This is a genomic window from Tunturibacter empetritectus (assembly GCF_040358985.1).
In the GTDB taxonomy this organism is placed as follows: Bacteria; Acidobacteriota; Terriglobia; order Terriglobales; family Acidobacteriaceae; genus Edaphobacter; species Edaphobacter empetritectus.
The window spans coordinates 1-17,901 of sequence record NZ_CP132932.1 but is presented as its reverse complement, the minus strand read 5'-3'; the positions used below and the strand labels follow the sequence as shown (position 1 = coordinate 17,901).

The 17,901-nt window shown below is 54.3% G+C and carries 12 protein-coding genes; 5 read left to right on the top strand and 7 right to left on the bottom strand.

Going from position 1 to position 17,901, the window contains the following annotated elements; all coding sequences use genetic code 11:
• Positions 1 to 262 precede the first annotated feature (262 nt).
• Both RBB75_RS00060 and RBB75_RS00055 read left to right on the top strand, forming a co-directional pair.
• Positions 263 to 943, top strand: a complete 681-nt coding sequence (locus tag RBB75_RS00060) for a MarC family protein (RefSeq protein WP_179638474.1) — start codon at positions 263 to 265, stop codon at positions 941 to 943.
• A gap of 473 nt (positions 944 to 1,416) precedes the next feature.
• Positions 1,417 to 4,440, top strand: coding sequence for a sensor histidine kinase (locus RBB75_RS00055; protein WP_353069155.1), 3,024 nt, complete (start codon positions 1,417 to 1,419; stop codon positions 4,438 to 4,440).
• Between the two features lie 132 nt (positions 4,441 to 4,572).
• Here RBB75_RS00055 and RBB75_RS00050 read toward each other — a convergent pair whose 3' ends face one another.
• Complete coding sequence (locus RBB75_RS00050) at positions 4,573 to 5,418, bottom strand: MIP/aquaporin family protein (RefSeq protein WP_353069154.1); 846 nt, start codon at positions 5,416 to 5,418, stop codon at positions 4,573 to 4,575.
• A 293-nt stretch (positions 5,419 to 5,711) separates the two neighbouring features.
• Between RBB75_RS00050 and RBB75_RS00045 the strand changes: the two genes are divergently transcribed.
• The 3 genes from RBB75_RS00045 to RBB75_RS00035 all read left to right on the top strand — a co-directional run bounded on the left by RBB75_RS00045 (position 5,712) and on the right by RBB75_RS00035 (position 9,238).
• Positions 5,712 to 6,614 (top strand): hypothetical protein, encoded by a 903-nt coding sequence (locus RBB75_RS00045; RefSeq protein WP_353069153.1) that lies wholly within the window; start codon positions 5,712 to 5,714, stop codon positions 6,612 to 6,614.
• A gap of 42 nt (positions 6,615 to 6,656) precedes the next feature.
• The gene (locus RBB75_RS00040; protein WP_353069152.1) at positions 6,657 to 7,727 is read left to right on the top strand and encodes a DUF4331 family protein; all 1,071 of its coding nucleotides are present in this window, start codon (positions 6,657 to 6,659) and stop codon (positions 7,725 to 7,727) included.
• A 338-nt stretch (positions 7,728 to 8,065) separates the two neighbouring features.
• The gene (locus RBB75_RS00035) at positions 8,066 to 9,238 is read left to right on the top strand and encodes an outer membrane beta-barrel protein (protein WP_179638464.1); all 1,173 of its coding nucleotides are present in this window, start codon (positions 8,066 to 8,068) and stop codon (positions 9,236 to 9,238) included.
• 94 nt (positions 9,239 to 9,332) lie between these two features.
• Here RBB75_RS00035 and RBB75_RS00030 read toward each other — a convergent pair whose 3' ends face one another.
• The 6 genes from RBB75_RS00030 to RBB75_RS00005 form a co-directional block, all read right to left on the bottom strand.
• A complete protein-coding gene (locus tag RBB75_RS00030; protein WP_179638462.1) occupies positions 9,333 to 10,337 on the bottom strand; it encodes an MBL fold metallo-hydrolase in 1,005 nt (334 codons plus the stop codon).
• A 130-nt stretch (positions 10,338 to 10,467) separates the two neighbouring features.
• Complete coding sequence (locus RBB75_RS00025; protein WP_179638460.1) at positions 10,468 to 13,158, bottom strand: MGH1-like glycoside hydrolase domain-containing protein; 2,691 nt, start codon at positions 13,156 to 13,158, stop codon at positions 10,468 to 10,470.
• Positions 13,155 to 14,186: a VOC family protein gene (locus RBB75_RS00020; protein WP_353069149.1), complete on the bottom strand. Its 1,032-nt coding sequence runs from the start codon at positions 14,184 to 14,186 to the stop codon at positions 13,155 to 13,157. The genes RBB75_RS00025 and RBB75_RS00020 overlap by 4 nt, the downstream gene beginning before the upstream one ends.
• Entirely contained in the window at positions 14,183 to 15,787 is a 1,605-nt protein-coding gene (locus RBB75_RS00015; protein WP_353069148.1) for a GMC family oxidoreductase, read from the bottom strand. The genes RBB75_RS00020 and RBB75_RS00015 overlap by 4 nt, the downstream gene beginning before the upstream one ends.
• Before the next feature lie 42 nt (positions 15,788 to 15,829).
• Positions 15,830 to 16,756: an MIP/aquaporin family protein gene (locus RBB75_RS00010; RefSeq protein WP_353070425.1), complete on the bottom strand. Its 927-nt coding sequence runs from the start codon at positions 16,754 to 16,756 to the stop codon at positions 15,830 to 15,832.
• 20 nt (positions 16,757 to 16,776) lie between these two features.
• Positions 16,777 to 17,580 carry a glucose 1-dehydrogenase gene (locus tag RBB75_RS00005; RefSeq protein ID WP_353069147.1) on the bottom strand — a complete coding sequence of 268 codons (804 nt, stop codon included), beginning with the start codon at positions 17,578 to 17,580 and terminating at the stop codon, positions 16,777 to 16,779.
• Positions 17,581 to 17,901 lie beyond the last annotated feature (321 nt).

The window sequence follows — 17,901 nt, the reverse complement described above, 5'->3', positions numbered from 1 at the left end:
CTGGAGAAAAGTACAGTGCAGGGGCTGCAGTCTATGGGCTGTCGTTGCAGCGCTCTCCTCAACGATGATCACAGTTAGGTCAAATTGACTCGGATCCCTTGAGTGGTTTCGTCGGAACGTTATTGTCACTCCAATGCATACGTCCTAACGAAGGGATCAGTGAAAGGGCCTCGAGAATTTAGTCGCGGTCAGGTGAGGACTGCCGTCGCAGTGGTTCGTTTGCGATGCGAAGCGATCTTACAGGTGTTCCAGAGGGTGCAACGTGCTGTTCTCAAAGTCTTTTATTCTCGCGCTGACTGCGCTTCTCCCGCTCATTAATCCAATTGGATCTGCGCTGGTCTTCCTTGGGTTAGTGAGGAACGAACCTGCGGAGGTCTATCGTCAATTGGCGCGGAAGATCGCGTTCTCGACATTTGGATTTCTTATCGTCATCGAGTTTCTAGGTTCTTTGCTCCTCGCCTTCTTTGGCATATCTCTTCCAATTGTTCAGGTAACTGGGGGTATTGTCATCGCGGCAACTGCGTGGGCGCTTCTGTTCGAAAAAGATGCGAACGCTGCAAACCGTGCCAAACATCAAGAAATTGAGGGGAGTGCACCTACTGAAAATGAAGACCTGAACGATAAGATTTTCTATCCATTCACCTTCCCAATCACGGCCGGCCCAGGAACTCTTGTTGTGACAATCACACTCAGTGCGCACGCGACTGCCAGCAGGCTGATCGAAAAGACCGAAGCCTACGGTGGAATAGCTTTAGCTGCAGCTGTCTTGAGCACATCGGTTTACTTGTGCTATGGCTATGCGCCGAAGCTGATCAAGGCGGTCTCACCGGCCACTGTGCATGGTATTTTGCGCGTCATGGCCTTCGTCCTGATGTGTATCGGCGTGCAGATTGCTTGGAACGGCATGTCTCTTCTTGGTATGGTTCTGTCGGTGCATCACTGATCTCAATGTCTGTCATTGTCAAATCGAAGTCGCACTCTACTCATAAACTTTCTCTGCCAGCCGCGCGGTTGTGGACAGGATCGGCAACCTGCGGCGGGAAACATATGCGCTGTAAAGGCCTTTGTCGCCTCGCGCTCCTTTATTGGTAGGCAACTCGCAAGTAGAGATTCTCGGTCGCTCGGGCAGCCAGGAAGGCTATTGAGACTCTGTCGGCGAGTTATGATGAGAATCCAGATGAAGGTAAACGCAGCCATTCTGGCGAATCGTCTAAGAGAGAGTTCGACGATTCAAACCCGCGCCCTGTGCGAATCTGATATTAGGGTTACCCAATTCGTGACGACATGCGCCTGAATTGAGTTAGATCCAGCCGGACCTTCCTGATATTGTGATCCGGCCTGATCTAACGCATTCGGCGCGGCAAATCCGCTTCGGCGTGCCCCGCGCAAGGAAGCAGCCGTTCAGGAGGGAAGAGAATGAAACTCGTAGGCGCGCTCTTGATTGCATGCGCACAGGCTTGGCTCATTCCTTCTTCCGCGTGGCCTCTTGACCCCACCCGCCATATCTCGCAGTACGCTCATACCGCGTGGCGGCTTCAAGATGGCTTTCTCTCTGGAACACCTTCGGGATTCACACAAACCAGCGACGGCTACCTTTGGATTGGTACTCAAGGGGCATTATTCCGCTTCGACGGCGTCCGCTTTGTTCAGTGGACTCCTCCCTCGGGTCAAAAGCTGCCTTCGGAAAACATCCTCTCATTAGCTCCTGACAAAGACGGTGGGCTCTGGATTGGAACCGGCCGGGGGCTGGCGCATTGGACGGGCCGCGAGGTTGTCAACTTCGGTCCCATTGCTCGCATCAATAGTGTCGTCACTGACGATGACGGAAATGCCTGGTTCACCCGAAGCAGAACTCAAGACAATCTCGGCCCCTTGTGCGAGGCGGTTGGCTCTGCTCTCCACTGCCATGGAGTTGCAGACGGCCTGGCTTCCCCCAACGCAGGGCCCCTAGCGCAAGACACCGCGGGTAATCTCTGGCTTGGTCTTACAGACGCGTTTGCCCGATGGCGGCCGGAGGCGTCGACCACCTTCAGAGTCAATGCGCTTGCGGCCGCCAAAGGACTCTCCGGAGTTGAGGCCATTGCGATCGCAGCCAATGGCTTGACATGGGTGGGCATGAATCGGTCCGGTCCGGGTCTTGGACTGCAGCACCTTGTCAATGGACGGCTGAAGGACCCTGTACTTCCCGGCTTCGACAGCTCAAAACTTAAAGTGGCCGAACTCTTCACCGATCGCGCAGGAGATCTGTGGGTTGGCACCTTGGATGAGGGGATCTATCGTATACACGGCGATCAAATCGATCACTACGACAGTTCGGCTGGTCTCACCGGAGATGGGATCAATGGGTTTTTCGAAGATCGCGAAGGCGACATCTGGGTTGCCACAACATCCGGAATCGATTGTTTCCGCGATCTGCCGGTCGCCACCTTCTCCAAACGCGAGGGTCTTTCTTCCGATCAGGCAAGCTCTGTCCTGGCCGCGAGGGATGGAACGGTCTGGGTCGGGACTGTCGGCTCATTGGATTTCATGCGCGACGGCCATGTGTCGTCGATCCTTCCTCACCACGGCCTGCCCGGACAGCAAGTCACCTCCATGTTGCAGGATCATCTTGGCAATCTCTGGGTAGGGGTCGACAACTCTCTCTTTATCTATAGCAACTCTCACTTCACTCCCGTGCTCGATCTTGAAGGCAAGCCCACTGGCGTCGTGCAGTTTCTCACCGAGTCCGAGGATCACACCGTCTGGGCCAGTCCCGTGCGAACCGCTCACCTGTACAGGATCGTCGGCTTTCGCAACGGGAGAGCATTTCAGGAGTTGGACGCTGCACAAACGCTAAACTCCTATCACCTATCCGCCGCCGCCGGTGGAGGACTTTGGCTGCTTCTTCCTAGTGGCTTCACCCGGTATCGCGACGGCCAAATCGACGCCGTCATTCAGAAGCAGACCGCGAGCATCGGCCACGTAACGGATATCTCTGAGGACGGCCCTGACTCCCTCTGGCTGGCTACCCCCGCCGGCTTAGCTGCTTGGAGACAAGGAACTCTCCGCTTTCTCACGGAACGCAATGGCTTGCCATGCAGTGCGATCTACGCCATGGTTAGAGACGCTCATCGATCGCTTTGGCTGTACAGTCACTGTGGGCTCGTACGGATAGAAAATGCTGAATTGGAGCGGTGGTGGGCTCATCCCGAGACCGCAATCGAGACGCTTACCCTCGATGTCTTCAGTGGTGCACAGCCGGCAGGTTCGACGTTTGCGCCGCGCGCGTCGCGCTCCCCTGATGGGCGCCTCTGGTTCAGCAACGACAGCGTGGTGCAGATGGTCGACCCCGATCACCTCAATTTGAATCAGCACATGCCGCCCGTCCACATTGAGCAGGTTATCGCACACGATACGCTGTATTCCGTGGGCGGCCAGCTACGCCTGCCTCCCCACACCCGTGACATCCAGATCGACTACACAGCCCTTAGCTTTGTTTCGCCTCAGCGCGTCCAATTTCGCATCAAGCTTGAGGGTCACGATCCAGATTGGAGGGACGTCGGTCCAAGGCGTTCCGCTTTCTATACCAATCTCAGTCCGGGAACTTACACATTCATCGTCCGCGCCAGCAACAACGCTGGAGTCTGGAACGACCAGGGAGATGTGCTTCGCTTCGTTATCATACCGACGTGGTACCAAACCTTATGGTTCCCCGCACTCATCGTTCTGCTTGCTGTTTCACTTGGCTATACGCTTTATCTCTTAAGGGTTCGCCAATACGCGGCTGCCGTGCGCATACGCTTCAACGACCGCCTCGAAGAGCGGACACGCATCGCCCGCGACCTGCATGACACCTTGCTACAGACAATTCAGGGAAGCAAACTGGTTGTGGACGGGGCGCGGGACAGCTTACCGGATCACAATAGAACTTGGAACGCGCTCAATCTTGTCTCTGAATGGCTTGGCCGTGCGACACTGGAGGGGAGGACCGCATTGGAATCTCTTCGCGCGACAGAATTCAGCGATCTCACAGCATCCCTCAGATGCGTTGTCGAAGAGTTCCGCGCAAGCCATGATATCGAATTCTTGCTCTCATTAGACGCTGTCGAGCGCGAGATGAATCCAGTAGCAAGAGACGAGGTCTACCTGATTGCATTCGAGGCTATTCGTAATGCATGCAATCACTCTGGTGCCAAGCGCATCACCGTTGAACTCGTGAGCAGGCAAGATCTGACGCTGCACATTTGCGACGACGGACGGGGAATTCCCGAAACCGTCCTGCAAAAAGGGAAGGCTGGGCATTTCGGACTGAAGGGCATCCGTGAACGAGCATCCCGCCTCGGAGCGAAGCTTCAGATCGCGAGCACTCCCAAAGCCGGGACAGACATCAGCTTGATTGTTCCCGGCAAGACGATCTTCACACCTCAGAATAAAAGCACCAATCAATTCTGGCGGCGCTGAGAGCGTCTGGCTTAATTCTTCCGTTGCCGTAGAGCAGCTCTCACATATCTTAAGGCATTAGCAGTCTGATTGAAGCCCGGTGCCATGTCATCTCCGTGTGTCAGCACGTGAGCCGACATCAGAGCATGAGCGCTACCGCTCATGCTCGAGATGTGCAAATCGACATGGAAATGGGCAGGTTGAGTGCAGATCGTGGAAAACCTTTGCGCAGTACACCCGGCTCGGACCAAAAGCACGGATATACGCCCCTGCGGCCGCGAGCATACCGAGACAGGGAGCGATGAAGTAAATCCAGATCCCCCACCAGATCGAGGCGAAGAGCGCAGATGAGAAGGTTCTGGCAGGATTTACACTGAAGCCCGAGATGGAAGAGCATATCGCAAAATAAAAGACAGTGACCGCGGCGACCAGGAGCGGACTAAAGCGTGCCAGGGTCCGATGGTTCGTGGCAAAGAGCACGACACCCATTAGCAACGCAGACAGCAGAAACTCCGAGGTGAAAGCGGCTTCTCTCCCGTAGCTCCCTGGGACGGTAACTACATAGTGAACTGGGTCAGACGATAGAGAAATCCCGAGTATTTGACGGGCGATGAAAACACCGCACAGAGCTCCCGAAAACTGAGCTGCGACGTAAGAAACAGCATCCCAGCGGTGGATTCGACCGAGCCACAGATACGTGAGAGTAATCGCAGGATTGTAATGCGCACCAGAGCGTCTGCCGAATGGCGATCGAACGACAAGCAATGTCGTGCCGGCAACACCCATTCCCATAATTGCTGCGTTTTCGGGTCGCGAGAGAGCAAAGCGAGTCAAGGGAGACGCGTTGCTGTAGAGAAGTGTCCCGAAAAGACAGATGCAGAACATCAGTGCGCCCGTTCCCGAAAACTCCATTACGTACTCCCGCCAATGCGTCTTAACTGCCTCTCCGAGCGAGGCGGACGGAGACAGAGCGGTTATTCGAAAGTCTGAGGATGACATGATAGATCGCCAATGTTGTTTGGGCACAGTTGAAGAGCTTAAGGCGATCCTTGCAGGACCGCTTGTCGCCTTACTTAGAGTGCAGCAGTCGAAGCCGACGAAGCACTAGAGAAAAATACAGGTATGTCCCTATGGAATGGGTAGATGCCTGACTGTCAAGCAGAGAGAAGAATACGAGTTGTACAAGCGACGTTGCCAAGTTTCTGTGTCGCCATGAACCTGGTCAGGCTCGGACGTAGAAGGCGCTGCTGGGGCGTCAACAGCTGCAAACTCCAGCGTCACAAGGAGACAGAATGAATCGAGCAATCACGAATCTCGAAACAAAAACTACACGCCGTACAGTGTTGGGCGGCGTTCTGGCCAGCGCTGTGGCGTCGATGGTGCCGTCGAAAGTATTCGCAGAAGTGGTCGACTCTGGCGCAGATGGCAGTGCCCTCGGTCTGAACTCAAAAAAAGCTAACCTGTACGCATTTCCTGGCGTACACCCGGAAACAACCGTAATCGCCGCCACATGGCCGATTCGTCTGAATCGATTTGACTGCAGCGCGCAAAAAGAATCGCAGGTCACGATACACGCGGGAGCGCGAAGGTGGGACGTAGAGCTACCTGGCGGCCCGGTGGAGGCTGCGTTGTTGGAACAGCAGGGATGCCGAATCTTTGCGGGCAGCGTCGCGACACAGTCTGGAACAGACGGTGTCGTTCTCAAGGCGGTGATCATCGAAATACCAAAGAAGGTGTTGACCGGCTCAGGAGCGATGGATATATGGGCTGAGCGAGTGTTGCATACTGGGCAGCGGCAGCGAGTCGGATCGCCGTTTATCGCCGCCCTTGTCGCGGAACAGGCCGGCTTGGCGAGGTCGTATCACAACCTCTCTCCCTCCGACGATCGCGCGATGCTCATGGAAGACATCGTCAAGGCGATCGCATCAAAAAGCCGCAAGAGCGGAATGGCAGGCGATCCCGATGCATATGCCCGACGGGTGGCCTCGCGTCTGCTACCCGACGTGCTGCATTACGATCCACAGTGGCCTTCCGGTTTTACGTTCGCTGCTCAAAATGGCCGACACCCGGAGGAAGTTTCCGATCTCGTCGTGGATACCATTCTCAATGGTTCTCCCGCTCTTGGGTCACCGAAGGCAGATGTGCATCTTCAAGAGCCGTTCCCATTCTTCTCGCGGCGCGACTCCGTCGCCTAAACCCTTCGATTCACTGCAATCACTTTATGAAAGAGGTTACGTATGTCGCATCATTTCGACACAAAACTTGCCAAAGAGGATCCGAGCCTCAACGTCTGCGATTTCTATCTCTTCGAGGGCGTCCCCGGTCACACGGTGATGGCTATGACAGTCAACCCGGATGCAGGTCTGTCTGTGCCAGACGTTCTCCATAAGGAAGGCCTGTATGCGTTTCGGTTCGACCTGAATGGTGACTCGCACGAGGACGTAACGTTCAACCTCCAGTTCGGCGATGCCCGCCACGCGGATGGTGACGAGCACACCCATATTCAGAGCTACAAGGTTCGCAGAGCAACTGGCAAGGATGCCGCTCGCAGTGCCGCTGGTGAAATCCTCATTGAAGGTGAGACCGAGAAGATCGAGACCAGGAATGGCATCCGTGCCTATGTTGGGTTGGCGCCAGATCTATTCGCTGGCGACGCCGTTGCCATCATTGGCTGGATCAAGACGTACTACAAAGAAAAGCGGTATGACGCCAGCCACTTCCAAAACCGGAAAAACTTCTTCGGTCACCGAAACGTCACGGCAATTGTTCTGGAGGTTCCAAACGACCTCATCGGAAAAGGAAAAGTGCATGCATGGGCCACATCTTCACTGTATGGACATGCGCCTGAGATGCAGGTACAACGCTGGGGACTACCGTTGTACACCCACATTTTTCTAACGGATACTTCAAAGCCAGAATTGATCGACAAGTTCAACGCTGCTGGACCGGCTGACGATGTAGCGAACTACGCTGGCGTGACTGCTGAATTTGCCCAGAACATGTCTACCTATGCAGGATCCGTGGTCAATCCATCCGAATACGGGAAGCAGGTCGTAAGCCGTCTTTTACCTTCTGTCCTACCTTATGAACTCGGCACGGAAGCTGCGTTCGATCAGGCAGCTTTCAACGGTCGTCCGTTGGGCGATGACGTCATGGACATCATGCTGCAGCTGGCATCAAACACCCCACTTGCAGATGGCGTTTCCCCGGACCTCAGCCGCACACGGAAGGAATTCCCTTACTTCGGCGCCGCCTACACAAAGGACGAGCAAGTCGGAGTGGTTCCCGTTCCGCGTCCCACCAAATAGAGCAATTCCTCGTCGCAAACGCGCGCAGCACGGCCATCGGTGCTTACTGCAGCGGGAAAGCTCGAAGGGACCGGGGTTTCCGGTCCCTTTTTTGGTTTTGCCAACGGATTGCGGGACAAACGTTCAAGGCCCTCACACTTCAATCGACTCAACTCCAGTCGGACGCACTGAAGGCGTCCTCCTCGATCCCATGCAAGCCTCGCAGCCGTAAGCCGGTTTGGAAGACCACTGAAATTATGATGAGCAAACACGTAACAATTCGAGCCCACGCGCTATCTATTCTTCTCCTGACCTGGTGTGCAATGTGCTCCGCGCAAACGTCCTCCGAACCTAAAGGAATGGGGCAGATGACCGGGCGCGACGACTCTGGCGCGGATCGCAGGACCTATACCCTCGGCAGGTACCCAGAAGACCAGAAGCCGTTGTTGAGTGGGAATGCCCTTTCCGATTGGGGACAGAAACACAGGGTTCGCTCCTTTGGATGGCTCGATGGCGGATTCACTTCCGTCAGCAACGCAAGCGGGCTAGTGGCCGAGGCCCCCACCCCAAATCGATTCAGTAACCAGTTCATGCTCGATGCCGCGTGGGTAGTTCTGGAACGATCAACGACTAAGGCTCTTTCGTGGGGATTTCGGACTGACTTCTATGCAGGCTCTGACGCAGCTCTCCTCCGCTCGCAAAACCATTTTGGTCCAGATAGCACGCGATGGGGTACAGAGTTCCGGCAAGCCTACTTCAAATTGCACACACCGATTCTCTTTCGGGAAGGGATCGATTGGACCGCAGGAAAGATCAACATTCCCACAGGTGTGGAGACGACACTTTCCCCCTACAACCAGCTCTATTCCCGCGGCTATTTCTGGACGCATGATGGTTCGAGTGGCACCGCGTTATTTGCAACCGCCCATACTAATTCGCAAACCGACATCGTCCTGGGAACGGCGATGGGCTACAACACATCCTTCATCCTTCGCGGGCGCGCGCCCAGCTATTTGGCCAAACTTATTTACCATCCGACGACCGAGAGGAAACAACAATATCTCATAACGGTCTATACAGGGCCGAAGCCTCTAGCTGCGGCATCAAACCACGTTGGAACCTGGCAGACACTTGCTGAACTGCAGGCGCGCGAAGTATGGACTCCCCGCTTCAATCAAGCTTTCGACGTCGGGTATTTTTCTGATCCACACGACTCGGCAAACGGGCGGCACAACTCGGGCAGTCAGGACGCGTTCGTTATCTCGTCCTATGAACTGAATCGGATTGCCGCGTTGCAAACGCGGTTGGAATGGTTTGCCGATCCTCATGGAGCAAGGGCCGCAGTACCGGGCTCCTATGGAGAAGCAACCGCGGGTATTACGCTGCGCCCCAAACCATGGTTCGAGTTTCGGCCTGAGATCAGGGGAGACTTTTCCGGGCAGCACTCGTTTGGAGCCGCGGACTCGCCTATCCGGCATCGCAACGAATTGAGCGCCGAGTTCGAACTGCTTCTCAAGGGCCGAATCTTTTGACGAGCGTGCAGGACAAACGCCACGCTCTTAACCAGGGATTGTGAAAAGGACTATCTTCAGCTTGCGAATCCGCTCTGCGCTCTCAGGATCCTGGTCACTTATTGTGGCTCGGTTCTCCGATAAAGTGGAGCGGTAGGAACGTAAAACCTTGTTGTGAAATACGTATATGGCCGACGCCAGGAAATGGTAAGTGTGAGCCGGCGATCAGATCCCTCCGAGAGCCAACCTCTTTCAGCATCTTGAAACGTTCCCCTCGGGCTTGAATCGGATCACTATCGAACAGGATTGTTGTCTGGGGTGTGGTGAGCTGTACCTCGGCCACATGGACGATGTCACCCCAAAATAGAATTCGCGCACCGTCGCTCACAAGAGCAAACATGGTATGTCCGGGTGTGTGGCCCGCCCCGCTTATCGCACGCAGGCCAGGCAATACCTCCTCACCACCGTGGAACCATTTGAAATGGGCCGCGTCGATGTAAGGCTGTATCGCTTTACGGGTCTCGACGAAGTTATTTTCGACGAACTTGGCCTGTTGGTCCGAAGGATGTCTGGCGGCGTTATCCGATGCCCGCTTCTCGTTTTCCGAATTCAGCCAGTAGTTTGCCTCTCTGTCGTCGGCATGGAGTATCGCGTTAGGAAACGCTCTTATCCCATTGCTAGTCAATCCGCCCTCATGATCGATATGCATGTGCGTCATGAAGATGTCGTCAACCTGATCTGGTTCGTACCCAGACGCCCGAAGATTCGCCATAAGATGATTGAGTGTTGGACCAAGGGTTAGTCCGGCACCCGTATCGATCAGAACGAGCCTGGTACCGAAGTTCAAGAGGAAGCAGTTTACTGAAGTTGCATAAGGCTCCTTGATGAAGGATGCAGCGAGTGCCTGATCCACAAGCGCCGGTGTGGTGTGGGTAAGCAGATGATCCATCGGTAGTGGAACGGTCCCATCCGACAAGACCGTGACCTCCACTTCGCCTACCGTGATTCGATAAAAGCCGGGGGCTTGAACGCCTGCTTTTCTCGCCGACCCGTGCACATCGGGACTCGCGATTCCTGTGGCCGCGATCAATCCAAGTACGAAGATGTGCCTAAATTTCATCTCAAGAGCCTCCAATACTAGCTGTGTGAATAGATTTGTGAACTCCGCCCAAGCCTAGGACAAAATGATCCGTCAAACTATTCAGGCTGATTCGATTTGGCTTGCGTTATCGACAGTCGCACGCAGTGCACTATTTGTACGTGCTCGAGACAGGTGTCTGACCACCACTTTGTTGCAAGAGTTTTGCCACGAGCCCGGTCCACCCCGTCTGATGACTTGCGCCCACACCCGACCCGTGATCACCGTGAAAGTATTCAAAGAAGAGCAGAAGATCCTTCCAGTGTGGGTCGCGTTGGAATTTCTCTATGGACCCGTAGACTGGACGCAGGCCCGCTTCATTCTTCAAAAAGATGGAGCTCAGACGGTTTGATAGCTCAACCGAGACTTGCGCAAGGGTCATCAGCCTGCCGGAGCCAGTGGGGCACTCTACTTTGAATCTGTCGCCGTAGAAGAAGTGATACTTCTGCAGCGACTCAATGATGAGATAGTTCATCGGAAACCAAATCGGTCCACGCCAGTTGGAATTGCCACCGAATAGTCCGGAAGTTGACTCAGCGGGCTCATAGTCAACGCGATACTCTGTGCCACCGACGTATTTGATGTAGGGGGATTCGAGATGGCTCCGCGACAATGCTCGCACTCCGTATGGGGACAGAAATTCGTTTTCGTCCAACATGAGGCGAAGAATCCCGCGAAGCCGTTCTTCGTCAATGATCGACAGGAGTAGACGGTCATTCTGGCCGCCATGCATACGGGCGATATTTGAAGTGAGGTCAGGCCGATTCTTGACGAACCAGTTCAGCCGGTGCGTAAAGTCGGGCATTCTGTCCAGATCGGCCGATTCCAAAGTATCCACCGCAAACAAAGGCGTCAGCCCTACCAGGGATCTCACCTTCATTCGTTCCCAATCCCCACTCTTCGAATACAGGACGTCGTAGAAGAAGCCGTCTTCACTATCCCAAAGTCCTTTTCCGTCAGCGCAAATATGGGTCATTGCGTGGGCGATGTAGAGGAAGTGCTCCCAGAACTTGCTGGCCACGTCTTCGTAGGCGGGATTGTATCGAGCCAATTCGGAGGCGATCGTGAGCATGTTGAGGGTATACATTGCCATCCAGCTCGTGCCGTCGGACTGCTCGATTAAACCAGCCACCGGAAGCGGTGAGCTTCGATCAAAGACCCCGATGTTGTCGAGGCCTAGAAACCCACCTTCAAAGACGTTCAGGCCATCGGCATCCTTTTGATTGACCCACCAGGTAAAATTCAGCAAGAGTTTGTGAAATGCAGATTCAAGGAATCTGAGATCACCTGTGCCTCGCCGCCGTTCTTCGATTCGATATACCCTCCACACTGCCCATGCATGCACCGGAGGATTCACGTCCCCGAAAGCCCATTCGTAAGCGGGCAGTTGTCCGTTCGGGTGCATATACCATTCGCGCAGCATTAGCGACAGTTGACTCTTCGCAAAATCTGCATCGACGATCGAAAGGGCAATGCAATGAAATGCAAGATCCCAAGCAGCGAACCATGGGTATTCCCACTTGTCGGGCATTGAAAGCACATCAGCGTTGTAAAGGTGTCCCCACGTGGAGTTGCGACCCGTATCTCGTACGGGTGGAGGAGTTGGCTGTTTCGGATCTCCCTCTAGCCATTCTTTGATCACATAGTGATAGAACTGTTTGGACCACAACAGGCCCGCAAGGGACTGACGCATAACATTTCGCTCGTCATCATTGAGTTCTGGCGGGATAATCGCCGCATAGTAATCGTTCGCTTCCGTGACTCGTTCTTGAAAGATAGCATCGAACCCCTCGAAGGCGTGGGTGAGGTCATTGTCTCGCGTCAACCGTAGATGCAGTACCGCGGTTTGTCCGCCTTGGAGCTCTAATTTGTAACGTGCGGCGGCTTTGCTGCCGCGATTCTCCGGATTGCAAGCCTGCATCCGTCCGCTGACGACTACATCATTGATGCCATCTTTGGTGAATGAACGGTTCGGAGAACCGTAGAAGCGCTCGTAGTTGGTTTCGTTCTCGGTAAACAAGAGATCTGGGCTGCCTTCAAAAGACAACTCGTAGGCATCGAACCCCGCCTTCTTTGTAAGTAAACGAGATTGACCTGATTTGTTCTTGGCAACTTTGATCTCCGGGATTTCCTCGTCACCAGCCCAAGACCAGGTATTACGGAACCAGAGCGTGGGGAGCACATCGATAGACGCTGCATCGGTTCCGCGATTAGTTACGGTAATCCGAATCGCTATGTCGTCGACATCCGCTTTCGCGTACTCTACTTGAACGTCGAAATACCGATCTTCGTCAAAGACACCCGTGTCGAGCAATTCGAATTCAGGCTCGTGCTTTCCGCGCCGAGCGTTTTCGCTCACAAGTTTGTTGTACGGAAATTCACCTTGCGGATATTTGTAAAGAAATTTCATGTAGGAGTGTGTCGGTGTCGAATCGACGTAGAAGTAGTACTCCTTCACGTCCTCACCATGGTTTCCTTCGCTACCTGTCAAGCCGAACAGCCGCTCCTTCAAAATCGGATCATGGCCATTCCAAAGAGCCAGCGCGAAACAAAGATTTTGGTGGTTGTCGCAAATGCCACCTAGACCATCTTCATTCCAACGGTATGCACGAGATCGTGCGTGATCGTGTGGAAACGAGTCCCACGCGGTCCCGTTGGCGCTGTAGTCTTCACGGACTGTTCCCCAGGCACGTTCGCTTAGATAGGGGCCCCACCTCTTCCAATGCTTTTCTTTCCTGCTCGATTCCTCTAAACGGCTTTGCTCAGCGTTGTTGACTTCCGTATATTTCTTGTCATCGATCATTGTTTGACAGGCTCCATAGAAGCGCCTCGCCTGATCAGCTCTAAAAGGTGGCCGTCGGGGTCATTCATCCAGGTGGCTTCGCGATCAGTTCCGTCACGGTCGGATACTTTGATCCAGTGTGTGTTTGGAAACTCGTCAATCTTTTTGACAGACGATGACCCCGGTGAAACCTCTAACGGGATTTGCCAGCGAGCGACATCGGAAACATGGAGGTTGCTGGGGATTGGACGGCCGGAGGTCGGAGTTACATAATCAAGAAGCTCTATTCCTATACCTGATTCGGCGCGAAGACTGGTGATGAGAACATGGGCGTTGAACACACCACTGAGGTGCTCCTGCTCCTCCCCGTAGTTCTCGCTGCTTCCGGCAACTCGGAAATGAAGTTTGTCACGATAGAAAGCAATACTCCTCTGAGTGTCAGAGACGGCAATCGCAGTATGGTCAATACCCAAGAATGTCTTCTTTGATGGCATCTGCCACTTCTGCTGGCCCTTTCCCGAGGGAAAATGGATCAACTCCAGATAATGTCCATCTAGATCGCGAAAATAGAATGCGGATATGCCTCCGGCCTCCTTGTTCCACACCGGCAAAGTTTGAGGAATGTTCGATACAAAACGAACGTGCGCTACTTTTAGTCGCTCATATGCCTCATTCATGTTCGATACCACGATCGCTATATGCTCGAACCAAAGATCATTCGCTCGCGAATCATCAGGAAATGGTTTGCCTTTCGGCGAACTGTACTCTGTAATGTCCAGGCACTCGTCGCCAAGTGACAGCTTCGCAGTTCTAGCCGTCGCTTTCGGGGGCATGGCAGGTGCGAGCCGCGCTGAACTAGACGAGTCCTCCATCTTCACAAGATGAAAGTCCAGCACCTTTGTGTAAAACGTGATTGCGCGGTCGAGCGAGACCATCGAGATCGAGGGACAGTCTACGCTGGTCACACGAACCGACGCCTTGGCGTGGCCATAGCTGAAGACCACAAGGGAAAACGCCAGCCAACGAATTGCATGAAATGAGTACGTCATGCGTGCAATGCCTGCGATACTTCCTTGCGCGCATGCATACGCTCTAACAAATGGTCGCCAACGCGCAGTGCGTTCGCGACGATCGTCAGGGCAGGATTTACCGCGCCACTCGAAGGGAAGAAGCTCCCGTCGACTACATAGAGGTTGTCGACGTCGTGAGCCTTGCAGTTGATATCTAGCGCGCTTGTCAACGGATCATGACCGAAGCGCACAGTACCATTCTGGTGAGCAACCCCTGCGAGTGGAATCTGTTGGCCAATAAAGATGTTTCTGTCGAATAGTCCCTGGTGGCATCCGGGCCCATGAAACTCACACGAGGTGCTCTTCATCATCTTCGACAACTGATGCTTGAGCCGCTTATGGGCCTCCAGGTTGTTGGGTGTATAGCTCAGAACAATCTCGCCGGCACTGTTGATCGTGACGCGATTCTCGGGGTTAGGCAGGTCTTCCGTGGTAAGCCAGAAGTCGAGTGAGTGTTTTGCCATCAGTTCAAGACTCCAGCCAGGAGCAATCGCCGGCGCCCCAGCCCTAAGTGTGTCGAGATCTAGCTTTCCAACGAAGGAGATGTGTCCCATCGGAAACTCCCATTCGCCTGAAGCCTGATAAAAGTCATTAACCGATAGCGTCTTCTGAAAGATCGTGGGATTGGGACAGAGCGAGAGAGCCATGACCACCGAGTTAGTGTGTCCCATGTAGTGCCTACCTACCACGCCCGAACGGTTGGCCAATCCGTCCGGATGATCGCTGTTCGCCGAGCGCAGCAATAGCGCGGCCGAATTGATCGCTCCGCAGGAGACGACGACAACATCCGCTGACACTTCCACCTGCTCTCCATCATGCTCGAAGAGAACACCGGCGATCTCTTTGCCAGAGCTGCCGGTCTTGAGGGAAGTGACCTTCGCCTTGGTCAGGAGCGTGACGTTGTCATGCATCTTTAGTGTCGGCTCGATGCACATCATCTCGGCATCGGATTTCGCGTGGATGAGGCAAGGAAATCCGTCACATGTGTTGCAGCGGATGCAGCGGCTCGTGCGCAGGTGCTGCTCGTCGAGGCGCACGCCTAAGGGCGTATGAAACGGATGAAGCCCCATGGAGGAAAAATCCGCACTGAGTCTTTCAAGCCGTTCTTCATGTGAGATTGCAGGATAGGGATATGGACCGGTGGTCGGTGGGTCAGTAGGATCGACACCACGCTCTCCGCGAACCTCGAACAGGTGCTCGGCCTCGTCATAGTACGATTCGAGATCTTTATAGGAAATGGGCCATGCCGGGGAAATCCCGCCCGCGTGTTGAATCTCTCCAAAGTCGACTTCGCGCAGCCGGAAGAGAGCCGCACCAAAGAACTTTGTGTTTCCCCCCACGTTGTAGTTGGTATGAGGCTCAAGGACCTCTCCGTCTTTTGTGCGCCACTTCTCCTTGGCGAGATAGTGTCCCTTGAGGTTAACCTCCAGAGAACTCCAGTTCTCTTTCTCGCGAGGGACGTAGTCGCCGCGCTCAAGGATGAGAATCTTCATTCCTGAGGGCGCGAGGCGTTTGGCCAACGTTGCTCCGCCTGCACCTGTTCCAATGATGATGATGTCGTAACGCAGTTGCTGTGCCATGATTCTCCCGTTGAAATGCGTGGTTAGAGAGCCTTCTCCGAATCACGAGTGAGACGCGGATGGCTCCGGTTGTGCCAGCCGTTGAAAACGGCAGCGAAAAGGGCAAGGACTATGAAGATCGTGGTAAATCTTGGCGCAGAAGACCGCCTGTGATCCGAAGAAAAAGACATAGAGTAAGGCTGCAAGAAGCATGCCCAACAGCGGAGCCGTAAAATAGAGCCACATCGCCGTCCACACACCAGCGAAGAGCGCCGAAGATATTGTGCGAGCGGGATTGAGACTAAAACCGGACACTGGGGAGAACGCAATCACATACGTCGCTACCAAAAGTCCCACCAGCAACCAGGTGATGCGTGAAAGACGCTGACGATTGGAACTCTGAAGCACCACCGTCATCGTAAGCAGTCCCATAAAGAACTCGGCCAGAAAAGCGAGAGGAACGCCGTACTGTCCCGGAACTGTGACAACGTAGCGTACGGACGGGGAGGCAAGCTGGGGCCCGAGGAGAATCCTCGCAATAACTACCCCAAATGCCCCTCCTAAAAATTGAGAGGCTATATATAGCAGCGCATCCAACCGATGCATCTTCCCAAGGCAGAAGAATGTGAACGATACCACGGGATTGAAATGCGCTCCCGATCGACGCCCCATAGGAGAGAGGATGATCGCGATCGCGGTACCGCCCATCGCAATCCCCATGAGAACAAGACGAAGCACAGCGGATGGCAACCATGTAACGATAGGAGATTCGGAGTAAAACAGCAGCGTCCCAAAGGCACAAGCCGAAAGCATGAACGCCCCCAGTTCCAACCCTTCGAACAGATACTCGGGCCAATGCAACGCGATGGCATCAGCTAAAGTGGCTGACGGAGATAGTTCTCGTATGGGATAGGTTGCCGATTGGTTTTCCACGATGGCCCTAGCTTCTTCTCTAGAATGAATTGGCGTCCATTCACTACTGAACCCCACCAAAAAAGTCTGCCGTCGCGCTATCCGCCTGTCGCAAACCCCGGATATAAGGTCATGCCGCCGTCGACGAAGAGCGTGGTTCCGGTCACATAATCCGACTCATCGGAGGCCAGCCATACGGCTGCCTTTGCAATGTCCTCCGGAACTCCGACACGGTCGTATGGAATGAGTGTGCGCAACGCCGCCTCGGCGGCGGGCGTCTCCCAGGCCACTCGATTGATAGGTGTCTTGATGGCTCCGGGACCGATCGCGTTGACTCGAATCTTATGCGGAGCTAACTCTTGCGCGATGCTCTCCATAAAGAGCTTGATGCCACCCTTCGACGTGGCATAGTTGCAGTGTCCAGCCCACGGAATCACCTGATGTACGGAACTCATGCAGATGATCTTTCCCGTTGCAACCGATCGCGAAGGATCCGGGCCACGCCTCAGAAACTCACGCGTCGCCTCTCTCGCGCAAAGGAATTGCCCGGTAAGGTTGACATTCAATACAAACTGCCAATCTGCGAGGCTCATTTTGGTGAAAGGTGAATCGCGTTGCAGGCCGGCATTGGCAACCAAAATATCAACCGTTCCGAATTTCGCGACGATATCGCGGAACATCGCGATTACCTCGTCCTCTTTGCTGACATCCGCCCCAAGAGCAATCGCCGCACCGCCGTTGCTCTTGATCTTGCCGACAATCTCTTCCGCTGGTGCGGGAATATTCGGATGATTGACGACGACGGTCGCACCTGCATCTGCGAGTGCAACGGCGACGGCTGCACCGATACCAGAACCCGCCCCGGTTACGACCGCGACTTGTCCTTTTAGCAATGTATTCATTTCGACCCCTTAGGCGTTCGCCAAGTTCAATCTGTGAACAGCAACATGCGTGAAGCTGTGATGATTGTTATTGGTGGGGACTTCATTCACACCCTGCCTTCCTCCTGCTCAATCGCTAGAGTTTTCTACAGGGCGGTCCAAGGTGCATAGATCGAATCGCAGCGCACGACCGGCCTCGAACTGTGCTGGCAGTACGCCGCTAAATGGATAAGGGATCTTGATCTAAACTTGCACATAATGCAAGGTAGGTCCGTCAGCAGGAAACGCTTTCATAAAGCGGAGACGCACCTCGGGCTTGGTGTGTAGCTCTGTTACGAATTT

What these genes read in the sequence shown, in the direction of transcription:
- RBB75_RS00015 (WP_353069148.1), bottom strand. Translation starts at nt 15,787, where the DNA reads ATGGCACAGCAACTGCGTTACGACATCATCATCATTGGAACAGGTGCA.
- RBB75_RS00020 (WP_353069149.1), bottom strand. Translation starts at nt 14,186, where the DNA reads ATGACGTACTCATTTCATGCAATTCGTTGGCTGGCGTTTTCCCTTGTG.
- RBB75_RS00030 (WP_179638462.1), bottom strand. Translation starts at nt 10,337, where the DNA reads ATGAAATTTAGGCACATCTTCGTACTTGGATTGATCGCGGCCACAGGA.
- RBB75_RS00035 (WP_179638464.1), top strand. Translation starts at nt 8,066, where the DNA reads ATGGGGCAGATGACCGGGCGCGACGACTCTGGCGCGGATCGCAGGACC.
- RBB75_RS00005 (WP_353069147.1), bottom strand. Translation starts at nt 17,580, where the DNA reads ATGAATACATTGCTAAAAGGACAAGTCGCGGTCGTAACCGGGGCGGGT.
- RBB75_RS00055 (WP_353069155.1), top strand. Translation starts at nt 1,417, where the DNA reads ATGAAACTCGTAGGCGCGCTCTTGATTGCATGCGCACAGGCTTGGCTC.
- RBB75_RS00045 (WP_353069153.1), top strand. Translation starts at nt 5,712, where the DNA reads ATGAATCGAGCAATCACGAATCTCGAAACAAAAACTACACGCCGTACA.
- RBB75_RS00025 (WP_179638460.1), bottom strand. Translation starts at nt 13,158, where the DNA reads ATGATCGATGACAAGAAATATACGGAAGTCAACAACGCTGAGCAAAGC.
- RBB75_RS00050 (WP_353069154.1), bottom strand. Translation starts at nt 5,418, where the DNA reads ATGTCATCCTCAGACTTTCGAATAACCGCTCTGTCTCCGTCCGCCTCG.
- RBB75_RS00040 (WP_353069152.1), top strand. Translation starts at nt 6,657, where the DNA reads ATGTCGCATCATTTCGACACAAAACTTGCCAAAGAGGATCCGAGCCTC.